Annotated in this window: 12 protein-coding genes; 5 read left to right on the plus strand and 7 right to left on the minus strand. The window is 52.3% G+C overall.

From position 1 onward, the window contains the following. Positions 1-64: 64 nt before the first annotated feature. The 3 genes from ftsN to priA all read right to left on the minus strand — a co-directional run bounded on the left by ftsN (position 65) and on the right by priA (position 4,545). On the minus strand, positions 65-1,060 hold the full coding sequence (ftsN, locus tag GBAG_RS21080; protein WP_072011230.1) for a cell division protein FtsN: 996 nt from the start codon (positions 1,058-1,060) through the stop codon (positions 65-67). An 89-nt stretch (positions 1,061-1,149) separates the two neighbouring features. Further along, positions 1,150-2,184 carry a DNA-binding transcriptional regulator CytR gene (gene cytR, locus GBAG_RS21085; protein WP_034500058.1) on the minus strand — a complete coding sequence of 345 codons (1,035 nt, stop codon included), beginning with the start codon at positions 2,182-2,184 and terminating at the stop codon, positions 1,150-1,152. A gap of 165 nt (positions 2,185-2,349) precedes the next feature. Then, the gene (gene priA / locus GBAG_RS21090; protein ID WP_034500059.1) at positions 2,350-4,545 is read right to left on the minus strand and encodes a primosomal protein N'; all 2,196 of its coding nucleotides are present in this window, start codon (positions 4,543-4,545) and stop codon (positions 2,350-2,352) included. Positions 4,546-4,753: 208 nt separating this feature from the next. Between priA and rpmE the strand changes: the two genes are divergently transcribed. Continuing rightward, complete coding sequence (rpmE, locus tag GBAG_RS21095; protein ID WP_034500060.1) at positions 4,754-4,969, plus strand: 50S ribosomal protein L31; 216 nt, start codon at positions 4,754-4,756, stop codon at positions 4,967-4,969. Between the two features lie 72 nt (positions 4,970-5,041). On the opposite strand, the gene metJ is transcribed toward rpmE, so the two are convergent. Next, complete coding sequence (metJ, locus tag GBAG_RS21100; RefSeq protein ID WP_034461414.1) at positions 5,042-5,359, minus strand: met regulon transcriptional regulator MetJ; 318 nt, start codon at positions 5,357-5,359, stop codon at positions 5,042-5,044. A 262-nt stretch (positions 5,360-5,621) separates the two neighbouring features. Between metJ and metB the strand changes: the two genes are divergently transcribed. The 4 genes from metB to katG all read left to right on the plus strand — a co-directional run bounded on the left by metB (position 5,622) and on the right by katG (position 12,760). Next, on the plus strand, positions 5,622-6,782 hold the full coding sequence (gene metB / locus GBAG_RS21105; protein ID WP_034500061.1) for a cystathionine gamma-synthase: 1,161 nt from the start codon (positions 5,622-5,624) through the stop codon (positions 6,780-6,782). 2 nt (positions 6,783-6,784) lie between these two features. Next, positions 6,785-9,217 (plus strand): bifunctional aspartate kinase/homoserine dehydrogenase II, encoded by a 2,433-nt coding sequence (locus GBAG_RS21110; RefSeq protein WP_034500063.1) that lies wholly within the window; start codon positions 6,785-6,787, stop codon positions 9,215-9,217. Positions 9,218-9,438: 221 nt separating this feature from the next. Then, complete coding sequence (gene metF, locus GBAG_RS21115) at positions 9,439-10,329, plus strand: methylenetetrahydrofolate reductase (protein WP_034500064.1); 891 nt, start codon at positions 9,439-9,441, stop codon at positions 10,327-10,329. A 244-nt stretch (positions 10,330-10,573) separates the two neighbouring features. After that, on the plus strand, positions 10,574-12,760 hold the full coding sequence (katG, locus tag GBAG_RS21120) for a catalase/peroxidase HPI (protein WP_034500066.1): 2,187 nt from the start codon (positions 10,574-10,576) through the stop codon (positions 12,758-12,760). A 53-nt stretch (positions 12,761-12,813) separates the two neighbouring features. Here katG and gldA read toward each other — a convergent pair whose 3' ends face one another. The 3 genes from gldA to ptsP are packed head-to-tail and all read right to left on the minus strand — an operon-like array spanning position 12,814 to position 17,105. Beyond that, complete coding sequence (gldA, locus tag GBAG_RS22870; protein WP_034500069.1) at positions 12,814-13,917, minus strand: bifunctional L-1,2-propanediol dehydrogenase/glycerol dehydrogenase; 1,104 nt, start codon at positions 13,915-13,917, stop codon at positions 12,814-12,816. Between the two features lie 12 nt (positions 13,918-13,929). Continuing rightward, positions 13,930-14,592 (minus strand): fructose-6-phosphate aldolase, encoded by a 663-nt coding sequence (gene fsa, locus GBAG_RS22875; protein ID WP_034500071.1) that lies wholly within the window; start codon positions 14,590-14,592, stop codon positions 13,930-13,932. 11 nt (positions 14,593-14,603) lie between these two features. Next, a complete protein-coding gene (ptsP, locus tag GBAG_RS21135) occupies positions 14,604-17,105 on the minus strand; it encodes a phosphoenolpyruvate--protein phosphotransferase (RefSeq protein WP_034500072.1) in 2,502 nt (833 codons plus the stop codon). Between the last annotated feature and the right edge of the window lie 224 nt (positions 17,106-17,329).

Genomic DNA, 17,329 nt, shown 5'->3' on the forward strand with positions numbered 1-17,329 from the left:
AATAAGTACCCCGACATTTTATCGGGGCTGAATGCAATTATAGATGGGGGGGATTTTGGGGGTTTCAACCCCCAGTGCCAAGACGAATACAGTTAGAGTGACCCGCCATCTTCAGACGGTTGATCGTTCCATCAGCATTGTCTTTGCCTTTGATTGGGCCAATGACGACGCGGTTCCAACCATTGTTGGTGGTAATCCGGGAATCAAAGCCTTCAAACGCAAGCTGCGCACGAACGGTTTCCGCCTGCTCGCTGCCTTTAAACGAGCCGCACTGAACCATCCAGCGTTTCTCGTCCTTTGGCTTCTCCTGAGCTGCCGGAGCTTGTTTCGCTACTTCCTCACGGGTAATCGGAGCCGCCTTCGGCTGCGCGGATTCACGCGGTTGTGTCACCGGCTGTGCGGCACGCTGCTGAGTGTTATGTGGCGGCGTTTGCAACAAATCCTGGTACGGCTGTTGTGCCGTTGTTGTGGTACGCGGCTGTTGCTGAACAGTACGTGGCTGTTGCGCGGCAGGTTGAGACTGTGGCTGTACCGTACGCGTCTGCGGCGCAACTTGTTGAGCAGTGAATTGCTGTTGCTGCTGAATCACTTTCTGGCGCTGAAGTGTGTTCTGACGCTGCTCTGGCGTCTGTTCGTTCCAGGGTACTTCATTGAGCTGCGTCGGTTGCTGGCGCATATCTGCCTGCATTTGCTCCAGCAACTGGCGCTGTTCACTGGTGAGCTGATCTTTATTTTGCACTTCACCACCGGCAGAAGGCTCGGTAGGGGCGCGCACACCCGTCTGACGGTTTTCCAGTTCTTTGATATAACGCCAGCGTTCTTCGGGTTTAGGCGGCAGGCCGTTACCTGTGACTTTATGCCCAGGCAGGGCTTCGCTTTCATCTTTTTTGTGATGAGTAATGAAGTACAGGGCACCAATAAAGGTCACCAGAACGGCTGCCGCGATAGCGACCATCGTCGGCGAAACGGATGGCATGCTGCGTTGCTTGCTACGGGTGTTACTTTTCTTACGCCGCGTACCTGCCGATTGCCCGCGGCGTACATAATCTCGTTGTGCCACTATTGATTCGCTATATTTTTTTCGTTTATCAGCCCGCCATGTTACTTAATGGGCATCCCTTTGACCAGAATCCAGTGTCCTAAAGCGGGTCATTTTCTATTGCCAGGTGCGCTGGTAGAGCCTCGTTCAATCAGCTCGCAATCCAGTAAACGCGAGCCACTACTTACGGCGTGACCGTTTAGCTGATCCAAAAGCAGTAGCATAGCCTCCCGCCCGATATCGAAACGGGGTTGGGCGACGGTAGTCAGCGGTGGGTCACAGAACTGTGAAAGTGCAATGTCATCAAAGCCCATAATTGATAAATCTTCTGGCACGCGCAAGCCGCTACGTTTGGCTTGAGACAACGCGCCAAGCGCCATGACGTCGCTATGGCAGAATACTGCACTCGGCGGATTAGGCAGCGCCAGGAGTTGCGCCAAAGCTGCCGCACCGGCTTCGTAAGTAAAGTTACCGCGCGCAATATAATGCGGATCGACCACCGCTCCCGTACGGCGCAATGCCTGCACGTATCCTTGTAAGCGATAATGGCAAAGTGGCATTTCTTCCGGGCCAGCGATACAGGCTATTTTCTGATGTCCGAGCTGCTGCAAATAATAAACAGCATTGAACGCAGCGGTCAGGTTATCAATATGAACCGTTGGTAGCTCGAGTTCGGGAGCAAATTCGTTCGCCATGACCATTGGCGGTAAATTGCGTTGTTCTTCAATGCTGGCATCAAAGGGCAACCGTGAACCGAGCAGCAACATGCCATCAATCTGCTTCGTGATGATCAGGTTGATGAAGGTTTTTTCCTGCTGATTTTGATGAGCGCAATCGCCAATCAACACCAGGTAGCCTTGCTCGGCTGCGGTCACTTCAATCCCGCGAATAATTTCGCTAAAGAAGGGATCACAAATATCCGGGACAATAACCAGAATGGTGCGAGACTCATTACGCTTTAAATTTCGCCCCAGGGAATGGGGTAAATAGCCAACGGCAATTGCCGCTTGTTCCACACGATTTCGAGTGCTTTGCGATACTTTGTCCGGGTTCATTAACGCTCTGGACACGGTTGCCGTTGAGACTTTCGCCTGCACAGCAACATCTTTCATGGTTGCATTGGCAACCTGATTCTTCGGCTTCAACTTCTTCTCCTCGCGTGCACTTTACAGGTGCTGACAACGTCCCTGGTGTCTGACCATGTCCACATTCTTAGCAGAAATTGATGCCGGTTAGTTACAGTTATTTCATTAAAAGTGTGATGGTTGTTGAATTTTTCGATCTGCTTCGCATATCCACAGGGCTTTGTGCTAGCCGTCTGTCGGATCAACATCCAGCATCCACTTCACTTTACGTGATTCCGGTAACGTATTGACCAGTTTCAATGAATGGCTAACGAGGCGCTGTAGGCGAGCACGGGAAGGATGTTGCAGGAGTATTTGCCAGCGAAAACGGCCGCCGCGTTTAGGTTGCAAACACGGCACCGGCCCCATTATCCACAACTGATCATCTCTTAACGGGCTGGATTCCAGCAGGTTCCGTAACTGCTGCAAAAAGAGCGGCGCCTGATGGTTATTCTGATCTTCTGCACGGAACATGATGTGGCTGGTAAATGGCGGCAAGAAGACTGTTTTGCGTTCCGTGAGCGCCTGGCTTGCGAAATCGTCGTAACCTTTTGTGAGCAACGTTTGTAATAAAGGATGCTCAGGGTGGTGAGTTTGCAGCAGAACTTCACCTTGTTTACCGGCTCGCCCGGCACGGCCTGATACCTGAATATAAAGCTGCGCAAAACGTTCCGCTGCCCGGAAGTCAGCTGAAAATAGCGCACCGTCGACATCCAACAAGGCAACCAGTGTCACATCAGGGAAGTGATGGCCTTTCGCCAGCATTTGCGTACCAATCAAAATGCGTGCGCCGCCACGATGGACTTCTGCCAACTGTTGCTCAAGTGCGCCTTTGCGGCTGGTGGTGTCGCGGTCGATGCGTGAAATTGGTACGCCCGGAAACTCAGGCTCAAGACTGTGCTCAAGCTGCTCCGTTCCCATACCAACCGGAACCAGGTTGGTAGAACCACAATGCGGGCATTGCTGGGGAATTGCTCTTTGGCTGTCACAATGGTGGCAGCGCAAATGGCGCTGGCCCTGATGGTAGGTGTAATAGTGATCGCAGCGTGGGCACTCTGCTATCCAGCCGCATTCATGGCACAGCAAAGCTGGGGCAAATCCTCGGCGGTTCAGGAACAGAATTACCTGATTATCGGCTTTCAGGTGCTGGCCAATTTTTTTGATGAGTGCTGGCGCAAGCCCTGATTTTAGCGGCTGACCTTTTAAATCCACCACTTGCTGCGTGGCCGGGCGTGCATTCCCGGCGCGTTTTGTCAGCCGTAACTGGCGATATTTTCCGACCTGAACGTTGTGCAGGGTTTCCAACGCGGGTGTTGCCGAGCCAAGAATAATCGGAATATCTTCTGCGTGAGCGCGATACACGGCTAAATCACGTGCGTGATAGCGCCAGCCTTCTTGCTGCTTATAAGAGCTATCGTGTTCTTCATCAATCACGATCACGCCGAGACGGCAAAACGGGGTGAAAAGTGATGAACGCGTGCCAATCACAATCGCCGCTTCGCCACTGCGTGCTTTCAGCCATACCGCGAGGCGTTCGCTATCGTTAAGCCCGGAGTGCAAAACTTCGACCGGCGCGTTAAAACGCTCGCGAAAACGGGCGATAGTTTGCGGTGTTAAACCAATTTCTGGCACCAGAACCAGGGCTTGCTTACCCTGCGCCAGCACGTTTTCCAGCACACTGAGATAAACTTCGGTTTTGCCTGATCCGGTGATGCCTGCCAGCAACCAGACGGCAAAATGGTCGGCGGAGCTATGAATGGCGCCGATGGCGGTGGCCTGCTCGGTGTTGAGCCGTAAACGCTCACCCTCTACCGAATAGCTATCGCGCCAGTCTGCGGCCGACGGCGCAGCACTTTTCAGGTCGCATAAACCTTTGGCTCGCAGAGCTTGTAGCCCGGCCTCGCTGATTTCCAGCTCGCTAACCTGATGACGCCAGATGATTTTTTGCCGTACCGCTGCCAGAGCTTGCTGCTGTTTAGGCGCACGTTTCAGGCTATTAAGGTCTACGGCTTTGCCTTCTTCAGTGGCGAACCAGTACCACAACGGCGCGTGGTGGGCGGGTTTCCCCTGGCGCAGCAAACCCGGTAGTGCGTGGAAGAGCACGTCGCCTAGCGGATGGTGGTAATACTCGGCCGCCCACAGCAGTACGCGCCAGAGCGAATCCGGAAACAACGAAGCGCCATCCAGAACTTCAGCAACAGGTTTTAGCTCATTGAGAGACAATTCACTGTGCTCGCTAACAGAAACAACGATCCCGACAGCCTGGCGTTTACCAAACGGCACCATGACGCGACAGCCTGATGCCACCTGCATTCCAGCAGGAATGAAGTAGTCAAAAGTACGGGCGAGAGGAACCGGTAAAGCGACGTGGGCGACAGGCATTAATACATCCAGGCTGATAAAAATGACGAGATAGTGTACACTGTGTGTTCCAGAAAATGCGGATCAGTTTGCATCCACTCGCGGGGTTCTGTATGATTCGCCGCCTTTGATGCGCAGTTTTTGGTGTCAAAAAACCTAATTTATCAACTTCGCGCGGTGTCTGGCGTTAGGGCTGGAAGAGCGGCGCGGCCTTATACAGAGGTTTTCCATGAAAAAGAATATTCACCCGAACTACGCAGAAATTACTGCAAACTGTTCTTGCGGTAATTCTATCAAGATTCGCTCTACCGTGGGTCATGATCTGAACCTGGACGTATGTGGCGAATGCCACCCGTTCTACACTGGCAAGCAGCGTGATGTTGCTACCGGTGGCCGCGTTGACCGCTTCAACAAGCGTTTCAGCGTTCCAGGCGCGAAGAAGTAATTCTTTGCTCTACGGTAGTAAGAAAAAGGCGCCTAACGGCGCCTTTTTTGTTTCTGTCGATCCCGTAAAACCTTAATATTCCCAGGTCTCTGGATCAATCCCCAGCTCGCGCATAATCACTTTTGCCGCTTCAGGAATTTCATCGCTACGCTCTTTGCGCAGGTCTGCATCGTTTGGCAACGGTTGGCCGGTAAACGCGTGCAGGAAAGCTTCGCACAGCAACTCACTGTTTGTTGCGTGACGCAGGTTATTCACCTGGCGACGGGTACGCTCATCGGTGAGGATTTTTAACACCTTCAGAGGAATGGAAACCGTAATTTTCTTTACTTGCTCACTCTTCTTCCCGTGCTCAGCGTAAGGGCTGATATATTCGCCGCTCCATTCAGCCATGAGATACTTAATCCTCTTATCAATGTATTTAGGCCTCCACCGGTCACATGCGCGGCAAAAGCGATTATCTGGTCGTAGTGTAAGCGTTTATTGATCCGCGGTCTGCGGCGCTATCACCCTAAAGCATATAATTTTAACGGCTATTTCGCGTTTGCTCAATCTATACGCAAAGAAGTTTAGATGTCCAGATGTATTGACGTCTAACTCGGCAGTGTTTACTCTGGTGCCTGACCTTTATTCGACCAGCAAGGATTCGAGAGCCATGACGCGCAAACAGGCAACTATCGCAGTACGTAGCGGTTTGAACGATGACGAGCAATACGGCTGCGTTGTCCCACCTATCCACCTTTCCAGCACTTATAATTTCACCGGATTTAACGAACCTCGTGCGCATGACTATTCGCGCCGTGGGAATCCTACGCGTGATGTCGTACAGCGCGCGCTGGCAGAACTGGAAGGCGGAGCGGGCGCGGTGCTGACGAATACCGGCATGTCAGCCATCCATCTGGTCACGACCGTTTTCCTGAAACCTGGCGACCTGCTGGTGGCTCCTCATGACTGCTACGGTGGCAGCTATCGCCTGTTTGATAGTCTGGCAAAACGTGGCGCATATCGCGTTTTGTTTGTTGATCAAGGTGATGAAGCTGCATTAAATGCAGCACTGGCCGAAAAACCGAAGCTGGTGCTGGTCGAAAGCCCAAGTAATCCCTTGTTACGCGTGGTAGATATTGCGAAAATCTGCGCCGCAGCGCGTGAAGCTGGGGCAATCAGCGTGGTGGATAACACTTTCCTGAGCCCGGCTCTGCAAAATCCGCTGGCCCTGGGTGCGGATTTAGTTCTGCATTCTTGTACTAAATACCTGAATGGCCACTCAGACGTGGTCGCAGGTGTTGTAATTGCGAAAGACGCTGAAACCGTGACTGAGCTTGCCTGGTGGGCAAACAACATTGGTGTCACCGGCAGCGCTTTCGATAGCTACTTGCTGCTGCGTGGCCTGCGTACACTCTCACCTCGTATGGAAGTGGCACAACGCAACGCCCAGGCGATTGTTGATTTCCTGCAAACGCAACCGCTGGTGAAAAAGCTGTATCATCCTTCGCTGCCTGAAAACCAGGGCCATGAAATTGCGGCTCGTCAGCAAAAAGGTTTTGGCGCGATGCTGAGTTTTGAATTTAATGGCGACGAGCAAACATTGCGTCGTTTCCTGAGTAGCCTGACTCTCTTCACGTTAGCGGAATCGCTGGGTGGAGTAGAAAGTTTGATTTCACACGCGGCGACGATGACCCATGCGGGCATGGCTCCAGAAGCGCGTGCGGCAGCGGGGATTTCAGAAACCTTGTTGCGTATTTCTACTGGCATTGAAGATAGCGAAGATTTAATTGCTGACCTGGAAAATGCCTTCCGGGTTGCAGCCGAGGGGTAAGCATGAGTGTTTCAGCACCAACAGGGGCGTCGGGTCGTCAACTGCATAAATTTGGCGGCAGTAGTCTGGCAGATGTGAAGTGTTACCTGCGCGTTGCGGGGATCATGGCCGAGTATTCTAAACTTGGCGACATGATGGTGGTTTCTGCCGCCGGTAGCACAACTAACCAGTTGATTAACTGGCTAAAATTGAGCCAAAGCGATCGTCTTTCTGCTCATCAGGTTCAGCAGGCGCTACGTCGTTATCAAAGCGACCTGATTAGCGGCCTGGTGGCAGCTGATGTTGCTGATACTTTGATTGGCCAGTTTGTTCACGATCTTGAGCGTCTGGCGGGTTTGCTTGACGGCAAAATGACTGACGCGGTGTATGCCGAAGTCGTGGGTCATGGTGAAATTTGGTCTGCACGCCTGATGTCTGCGGTGTTGAATCAATTAGGTCATCCAGCAGCCTGGCTTGATGCGCGTGAATTTATGCGCGCTGAACGCTCGGCGCAACCTCAAGTTAATGAAGGTTTATCCTGGCCGCTGCTGCAAGAATTGATGGCGCAGCATCCACACAAACGCCTCGTGGTTACCGGCTTTATCTGCCGTAACGATGCGGGTGAAACCGTGCTGTTGGGTCGTAACGGTTCTGACTATTCTGCAACGCAGATTGGTGCTCTGGCAGGGGTTTCCCGCGTGACCATCTGGAGTGACGTTGCCGGGGTTTATAGTGCCGACCCACGTAAAGTCAAAGATGCGTGTTTGCTCCCATTGCTACGCCTGGACGAAGCCAGTGAACTGGCGCGTCTTGCCGCTCCTGTGCTGCACGCCCGTACCTTGCAGCCCGTTTCAGGTAGCGACATCGATCTGCAATTACGTTGTAGCTATTCACCAGAGCAAGGCTCCACACGTATCGAGCGCGTGCTGGCTTCCGGCACTGGCGCACGCATTGTTACCAGCCACGATGATGTGTGCCTGATTGAACTGGAAGTTGCTCCGCAGCAAGATTTTAAACTGGCGCACAAAGAACTGGATACGCTGTTAAAGCGCGCTCAGATTCGCCCGTTGTCGATTGGTGTTCATCCTGACCGCAATCTGCTCCAGCTTTGCTATACCTCAGAAGTGGCTGGCAGCGTGCTGCAAACCCTTCAGGATGCTAATCTTCCTGGCGAATTACGCCTGCGAGAAGGTCTGGCGCTGGTCGCAATGGTAGGCGCGGGCGTTTGCCGTAATCCACTGCACAGCCACCGCTTCTGGCAGCAACTGAAAGATCAGCCTGTTGAGTTTATCTGGCAGTCAGAAGATGGCATCAGCCTGGTGGCGGTGTTGCGTGTTGGCCCAACCGAAAACCTCATCAAAGGCCTGCATAAATCTCTGTTCCGTGCTGAAAAACGTATTGGTCTGGTCCTGTTTGGGAAGGGCAATATAGGCTCGCGCTGGTTAGAACTTTTCTCTCGCGAACAAGAAACCCTTTCAGCTCGCACCGGCTTTGAATTTGTTCTGTCGGGTGTGGTTGATAGCCGCCGCAGCTTGCTGAATTACGAAGGTCTGGACGCCAGCCGTGCGCTCGCTTTCTTCAATGATGAAGCCGTAGAGCAAGATGAAGAGTCATTATTCCAGTGGATGCGTGCGCACCCATATGATGATTTAGTGGTGCTGGATGTGACGGCGAGCGAACAGCTGGCCGACCAATACCTTGATTTCGCCAGCCACGGTTTCCATGTTATCAGCGCCAATAAAGTCGCGGGTGCAAGTACCGGTCAGAAATACCGTGAAATTCGCAACGCGTTTACCAAAACGGGCCGCCACTGGCTGTACAACGCAACCGTAGGCGCGGGCCTGCCGGTGAACCATACCGTGCGTGACTTACGTGAAAGCGGCGATTCCATTCTGGCTATCAGCGGTATTTTCTCGGGTACGCTTTCCTGGCTGTTCCTGCAGTTCGACGGCACTGTTCCATTTACCGATTTAGTTGACCAGGCCTGGCAGCAAGGGCTGACTGAACCCGATCCGCGCGTCGATCTCTCCGGGAAAGATGTGATGCGCAAGCTGGTGATTCTGGCTCGTGAAGCGGGTTATGACATCGAACCCGATCAGGTGCGTGTTGAGTCGCTGGTCACAAGCGGAAGTGAAACGGGTTCCATCGACCATTTCTTCGAAAATGGCGATGAGATCAATGAGCAAATGCTTCAGCGCTTTGAAGCCGCTCAGGAAATGGGGCTGCTTCTGCGCTATGTGGCGCGTTTCGACGCTAACGGTAAAGCGCGTGTTGGTGTGGAAGCGGTACGCCCTGAGCATCCTCTGGCTTCACTGCTGCCGTGCGATAACGTATTTGCCATCGAAAGTCGCTGGTATCGCGATAACCCACTGGTGATTCGTGGGCCGGGTGCCGGGCGCGATGTGACAGCGGGTGCTATCCAGTCGGATCTCAACCGTCTGGCGCAGTTGCTGTAACGATTGCGAAAAAAACCGAGGCCAGCTTTTGCTGGCCTTTTTTAATTATTCACGGCCATCGTGAATAAATTTCAACTTGATTGAGAATTCCTCATTTCTTGTGTTGAATTATCAGTTGACGGCGCCATGCTTTTCCTTCATCTTGCTATCTGGACGTCTAAACGTCTGGATGTAGTAAAACACAACACCACATAATAAAATGCGATTGATGAGGTAAGGGTATGAGCTTTTTTCACGCCAACCAGCGGGAAGCACTGAATCAGAGTCTGGCCGAAGTTGCCGGGCAAATTAACGTTTCCTTTGAGTTTTTCCCGCCGCGCACCAGTGAAATGGAACAAACCCTGTGGAGCTCAATTGACCGCCTCAGCAGCCTGAAACCGAAATTTGTCTCCGTAACTTACGGTGCAAACTCTGGCGAACGCGACCGTACCCATAGCATCATCAAAGGCATTAAAGACCGCACTGGCCTGGAAGCAGCCCCGCATTTGACCTGTATCGATGCCACCCGCGAAGAATTGCGCACTATCGCGCAGGATTACTGGAATAACGGCATTCGTCACATCGTCGCTCTGCGCGGCGATTTACCGCCAGGCGGCGGCAAGCCGGATATGTACGCTTCAGATCTGGTCACATTGCTCAAAGACGTCGGTGATTTTGATATCTCCGTCGCCGCCTATCCGGAAGTTCATCCAGAAGCGAAAAGCGCACAGGCTGATTTGATCAACCTGAAGCGTAAAATTGACGCAGGCGCAAACCGCGCAATTACTCAGTTCTTCTTCGATGTGGAAAGCTATCTGCGCTTTCGCGATCGCTGCGCCGCAGCGGGTATCGACGTCGAAATCGTGCCAGGCATTTTGCCGGTGAGTAACTACAAGCAGGCCCATAAATTCGCCACCATGACCAACGTGCGTGTCCCGCACTGGATGGCGCAAATGTTTGAAGGGCTGGATAACGACGCTGAAACGCGCAAAATGGTCGGTGCCAATATTGCGATGGATATGGTGAAAATCCTCAGCCGTGAGGGCGTGAAAGACTTCCATTTCTACACGCTTAACCGTGCAGAAATGAGCTACGCAATTTGCCACACCCTGGGTGTTCGCCCGGCAGTATAATTCTGACAATGGCCCGCAAGGGCCATAACTTTCCGCAGTAAATCCATTCCCCCTCTCAATACCCCTTTCATTTCTAATGTTAAGTTTTGAAAGTTTATGTTGCTGTCGACGTTTCTTCGAATCAGTTTTGCTATGTTGCTCATTAGCCAACAGGAAATATCTATCAAATCTGTAGTTTTTTTCATCTATAACTTATCTGCAGAGCCGTATATCCTGGTATTAAAATAGCGAAGGGAGCAGGAAGATGAGCACAAACGAAAACGATCATAATAAGTTGTCGACAGACGCAGGGAAGTGCCCGTTTCATCAGAGCGGAAATGATGAAAGCGCGGGAGCAGGAACAAGCACTCGTGACTGGTGGCCAAAACAACTCCGCGTAGACCTTCTTAATCAGCACTCCAACCGTTCAAATCCTCTTGGCGAAGATTTTGATTACCGCAAAGAATTCAGCAAGCTGGATTATTCTGCGCTGAAAGGCGACCTCAAAGCATTATTAACCGACTCTCAACCCTGGTGGCCTGCTGACTGGGGTAGCTACGCAGGGCTGTTTATTCGTATGGCCTGGCACGGCGCGGGTACTTATCGCGCAGTAGACGGACGCGGCGGTGCCGGTCGTGGGCAACAGCGCTTTGCCCCACTGAACTCCTGGCCGGACAACGTAAGCCTTGATAAAGCTCGTCGCCTGCTGTGGCCTATCAAAAAGAAATATGGCCAGAAAATCTCCTGGGCTGACCTTTATGTGCTGGCAGGTAACGTGGCGCTGGAAAACTCCGGCTTCCGTACCTTTGGTTTTGGCGCCGGGCGTGAAGATGTCTGGGAACCTGATCTTGATGTGAACTGGGGTAATGAAAAAGCCTGGCTGGAACATCGTGACCCAGAAGCACTCGCAAAACGCCCATTAGCAGCGACCGAAATGGGGCTGATCTACGTTAACCCTGAAGGGCCAAACGCCAGCGGTGAACCGCTCTCTGCGGCCGCCGCTATTCGTGCCACTTTCGGCAATATGGGAATGAATGATGAAGAAACGGTTGCGCTCATTGCCGGTGGTCATACCTTAGGCAAAACCCACGGCGCGGCAGAAGCGACCCATGTGGGCGTCGACCCGGAAGCAGCACCGATCGAATCTCAAGGCCTGGGTTGGACCAGCAGCCACGGGAGTGGTGCAGGTGCGGATGCGATTACTTCTGGCCTGGAAGTTGTCTGGTCACAAACCCCAACGCAGTGGAGCAACTACTTCTTCGAGAACCTGTTCAAATTCGAATGGGTGCAAACACGCAGCCCTGCTGGTGCCATTCAGTTTGAAGCGGTCGATGCACCTGAAATTATTCCTGATCCATTTGATCCATCGAAAAAACGTAAACCGACAATGTTGGTCACCGACCTGACGCTGCGTTTCGACCCTGAATTTGAGAAGATCTCACGTCGCTTCCTCAATGATCCACAAGCTTTCAATGAAGCTTTTGCCCGCGCATGGTTCAAATTGACGCACCGTGATATGGGGCCAATTGCGCGTTATATCGGACCGGAAGTGCCAAAAGAAGAGCTAATTTGGCAAGATCCGCTGCCAAAAGCAGTATTCAGCCCGACTCCGGCAGATATCGATCACCTGAAAGCAGCTATCTCACATTCTGGTTTGTCAGTTGGTGAACTCGTCTCTGTAGCCTGGGCATCAGCGTCCACTTTCCGTGGTGGTGATAAACGTGGTGGTGCCAATGGTGCGCGCCTGGCGCTGGCTCCACAGCGGAGTTGGGATGTGAATGCCATCGCGGCTCGCGTTCTGCCAACGTTGGAAGCGATTCAGAAAGAGGCTGGCAAAGCTTCGCTGGCCGATATCATTGTTCTGGCGGGCGTGGTCGGCGTTGAACAAGCGGCGGAGGCTGCGGGTGTCAGCGTGCGTGTTCCGTTTATTCCTGGGCGTGTGGATGCCAGCCAGGATCAAACTGATATCGAGATGTTCAACCTGCTTGAACCAGCGGCAGATGGGTTCCGTAACTACCGTGCTCGTGTGGATGCGGCAACAACGGAATCTCTGCTGATTGATAAAGCGCAGCAACTGACGCTGACTGCTCCAGAACTCACCGTTCTGGTCGGCGGCTTGCGTGGGCTGGGTGCGAATTTCGACGGCGGTAAGCAAGGCGTGTTCACCGATCGTGTAGGTGTTCTCAGCAACGATTTCTTTGTCAATCTGCTGGATATGGGCACCGAATGGAAAGCCACTGATGACTCTTCTGAATTGTTTGAAGGGCGTTGCCGTCAAACGGGTGAAGTGAAACATCTGGCAAGCCGCGCAGACCTGGTCTTTGGCTCAAACTCTGTTTTGCGCGCACTGGCAGAAGTTTATGCCAGCGGTGATGCGAAAGAGAAGTTTGTGAAGGACTTCGTTGCTGCCTGGGTGAAAGTGATGAATCTGGATCGCTTTGACCTGAAGTAAGCCGCTATCTGAAGTGAGAATCCCCGCTTGTGAGCGGGGATTTTTTTATGGCCTTATTCCCATTCTTGCAGGAAACGTTGCCCATATTGGTCAGCAACCAGTAGAGCGGCATACACCTGATCCGGAGTCGCCCCACCAGGCATGTTATGAATGGTTTCACCTTCTGCGCAAGATGCCTGCGCAACACGGCGCATTTTTGCCTCAACATCCTGCTTGATGTCCAGTTGAGCCAGCGTTATTGGCAGACCAACGGAGTGGCAGAGTGCTGCGACAGTTTCTATCTCTTCGACCGAGGCATTCTCAAGCACTAGCTGCGTCAGCGTTCCGAAAGCGACTTTTTCACCATGATAGTAATGATGCGCATCTGGAATGGCTGTCAGGCCGTTATGCACAGCGTGAGCCGCTGCCAGACCGCCACTTTCAAAGCCGACGCCGCTCAGATAAGTATTGGCTTCTATTATGCGCTCAAGAGCCGGGGTCACGACATGCAACTCGGCAGCAAGCATCGCTTTTTCACCTTCTTCGAGCAGCGTGTTATAGCAAAGTTCAGCGAGCGCTAATGCCGCCTGAGTGCACTTGCCGCCGGCCATTGTGGTTGCGCCGCTGCGTGAGCAGGCTCGCGCTTCGAACCAGGTTGCCATTGCATCACCAATCCCGGCTGCCAGCATTCGCGCGGGTGCATTCGCCACGATTTGGGTATCAACAATCACCATATTAGGGTTGTTTGGTAGCATCAGATAACGGTCAAACTCACCGGTATCGGTATAGATAACGGAAAGTGCGCTGCAAGGCGCATCGGTGGAGGCAATAGTCGGTGCAATGGCAACCGGCACGCCCATAAAGTGAGCCAAAGCTTTGGCGGTGTCGAGAGTCTTTCCACCCCCGATGCCGAGTACCGCGCTGCACTGTGCTTTTTGCGCAACGCCACGCAAACGGTCGATTTCATTTTGCGAACATTCGCCGCCAAATGGGGCTATTTCCAGCATCAGCCCGGCATCTTTAAAGCTTTTTTCCAGCGTAGATTCGGCAAATCCTAAGACAAATTTGTCTCCAACGACCAGCCAACGTTCAGCCAGCGGTTTGAGATATTCTCCAATACGCGTGATGGCATCAGCGCCCTGGATGTATTTACCTGGTGATTGAATAATGCGATCCATACTCTATTTCCCTCACAAGTTGATATGACCAAATGCGTTAGCCCAGTCTTGCTCAAACTGAGCTATAGCTGACTCTACCGCAGGGGTATTGAGCATTTGTTGCGCTACATCTAACGGAAGGGTGATTGCTTCGCAGCCTGCCAGTAAGCAGTCCAGCGCCTGGCGTGGTGTTTTGAAACTGGCTGCCAGCACTTTGCTTTCGGGCGCGTGAAGATTCAGTAGCATCTGTAATTCCTGAACCATGCGAATGCCATCGCCTCCCTGCGCATCAACGCGGTTTACATACGGCGCGACGTATTTCGCTCCCGCCAGTGCTGCCAGCAAGCCTTGCGACGCGCTGTAAACGGCCGTTCCCAGCGTAGCGATTCCCTCCTTTTTCAGCAGCTTTATTGCAGCCAGCCCCTCTGAGGTGACAGGGATTTTCACCACGATACCCGGAACAGCAGAGCGCAGGCGTTTGGCCTCGTTCACCATGCCCTGAGCATCACGGCTCATGGTCTGGGCAAACAAAATGCCGCCTGCCCCGATGGCCTTTTGTAGTCGTGGCAGGACATCCCAGATGGGTTCTTTACTGGCGGCAATAATGCTCGGGTTCGTGGTGACACCTGCTATTGGGAAGACTCGGGCCAGGCGTTCGACTTCTGCTACGTTTGCGGTATCCAGATACAGTTCCATATTTCGTCCTCTTAGAGTTCTAATTCGTGTTGTAGCAGGCTGGCGATAGCCTCTTCCGAAACGGCGTGAACCAGTGCATGACGAAATTCCTCATGCATGATGCGGCGCGCCAGGCGGGAGAAAATACGCATATGCTGATCGCCTGCGGCGTGTTTATTGAGCGTCAGCATAATGATGAACTGGGCTTCGTCATCACCCCATTTCACTGGGGCCGGAAGCCGTGCCACGCTAATTGTTGATTGTTCGATATGTTCAGATTTGCTGTGTGGTATCGCGAAGCTAAAACCTAAGCCCGTTGAGAACACGGCTTCCCGCGCCCACAGGTCGGCTTCTAGTTTGCGTGGATAGCGGCAACGCCCGGCAATCAACAGGTTATCTGTCATGCCTTTAATCACCTCTTCTTTGCTGCGCCAGTCGTTGGTCAGCGAGATGCATTGTGGGATGATCAGGGGGGCATCTTGCTGAATCATGCGGAACTGGGCCAGCAGATGTTCGACCTCGAGGGAGGTACGGCAGGCCATCGCCTGATTAAGCAACTGGCGGCAGGCTTTGCTGTCAAGCTGAGCCAGGCGTGCTTTCGTGGCCGGAATTGAAGGGGCGCTCATGCTGATTTCATCCATCCCTAAGCCCACCAGCAACGGTAAAACTGAGCCTTTCGCACCCAGCTCACCACATAGCCCAATCCATTTCCCCTGGCGATGAACCGCCTGTACTGCAAAATCCAGAGCGCGCAAAAATGCTGGATTTAAGCTGTTGTAATGACGCGTGACTTTCGCATTGTCACGGTCAACCGCCAGCAGATATTGCGTCAGGTCATTGCTGCCAATGCTAAAGAAATCAATCTCCTCGCAGCACTGATCGATGATGAACATCACCGAAGGCACTTCAAGCATGATGCCGAGCGGGATTTTTTCATCAAATGGGATGTGTTCGCTGCGTAGCGTCTGTTTTACTTCGGCGAGTTGATCTTTCACCCACAAGATCTCTTCCATTGAGGAGATCATGGGGATCATGATTTTTAATGATCCGTGTGCCGATGCGCGCAAAATGGAGCGTAACTGGCTATGGAAAAGCGACAGGTATTCTTGATAAATGCGCACGGCACGGTAGCCAAGGAACGGGTTGTTCTCCGCTGGAATATTCAAATACTCCACTGGCTTATCACCGCCGATATCTATCGTGCGTACAATTATGCTGCGCCCATTTGCCCCTTCCAGCGCCTGGCAGTAGATATTGTAAAGTTCATCTTCTGAAGGAGCATGCACGCGGTCCATATACAGCATTTCAGTGCGGAACAGACCAACAGCTTCTGCACCGTTATTAAACGCTGGAGCCGATTCAACACAATGAGCAATGTTGGCTGCCACTTCCAGACGAAGACCATCCGCGGTGCGCCCCAACTGGTTGAGCCATTCTTTTTGCTGATCGCGCAGAACTTGCTGCACCCAGGCTTCTTGTTGGTAATAGCGTTTTACCGAATCGGTAAGATTGACGACGATGAGACCAAGATCGCCGTCGATTTGCACCGTTTGTTGCAACCAAGGGCGCAGTGCATCTGTATCCATTCCCACAAGTGTTGGGATATTAAATGAGCGAGCCAGAATCACCGTGTGGGAGGTCGTTCCGCCGCTACGCAGCACAAGCCCTTTGAGCAGGGTCTTATCCAATTCCAGAAACTGACTGGGTGTAATTTCATCTGCTACACAGATGGCTTCCTGCTGTAACTTGCCGGGCGTTGGGAAGCGCGTTTCACCGTAAATATGCTGTAACAGCTGGAAGCAGACATCCCGGACATCAAGTACACGCTCTTGCAGATACACACTTTCTGATTGGGAAAACTGAGCGCAAAAGTATGCTGCTGTTTTCACTACTGCTGCCGCGCAACTTGCACCTGCGTGTATCTGTTCCAGAAGCTGCGTGCGTAATGAAATATCACTCGCAAGGGAGCGATGTGCTTCAAGAATAGCGCTAGCCGTACCGTCGCTGGCGAGCTGACGGAGATTGATAGCTCTTAGCAATTGCTCAAGCCCGCTCTCCAGTGCCGTTTGTTCCACGTCAATGCTTCGTGCCGCAGGCAAATCCCCTAGTTTGTTCAAATCAAGTGAAGCGAGCGGAATGAGTATTCCGCTGGCACTTCCGCCACACACCGGATTTGCACGGAAGAAGGAGGGGTTCAGGCGTGAGAGGGATTCTGGAACAGGAGCTATTTCGCTGTTTTGTGCTTCCGGTAGTGGTGCGTCACAGTGAGGAAACTCATCTTTTATGAAGGTGGAAAGCGTGGCGAAAGCATGATCTTCATCGTTACCTGCGACCCGAATTTGGCAGTCGTCCCCTTTTAATGTCCCTGTTCCGATAAGCGACAATGCACTTTTTGCATCACCATGACGATCGGTGCGCAAGTTATGCCATTCAATTGTTGAGGAAAACTGATTGCACAGTGTTTCAACAAGACTGGCGGGGCGGGCATGTACTCCGTTTGGTAAATCACAGCGGAAATGAATAACCAGTGCCATAGAAGTTCTCCTGAACCCACTCAAAACAATGACTACAGAATAAGTGGCCTTTGTCATGACTCGCCATGAGACAAAACTGTCAAAAACTGGATAAATGTATTGTGTATGGGTATTTGCGAGATTCCTCACAAAACCTGATTAAGTAAGTAATGAAACCAGTAATGTTAAGTTTTGAGGCTGATCGCATTTCTATTTTCGTATTACAAAAATCCAGTAAATGACGT

The organism is Buttiauxella agrestis ATCC 33320, assembly GCF_000735355.1.
GTDB lineage: Bacteria > Pseudomonadota > Gammaproteobacteria > Enterobacterales > Enterobacteriaceae > Buttiauxella > Buttiauxella agrestis.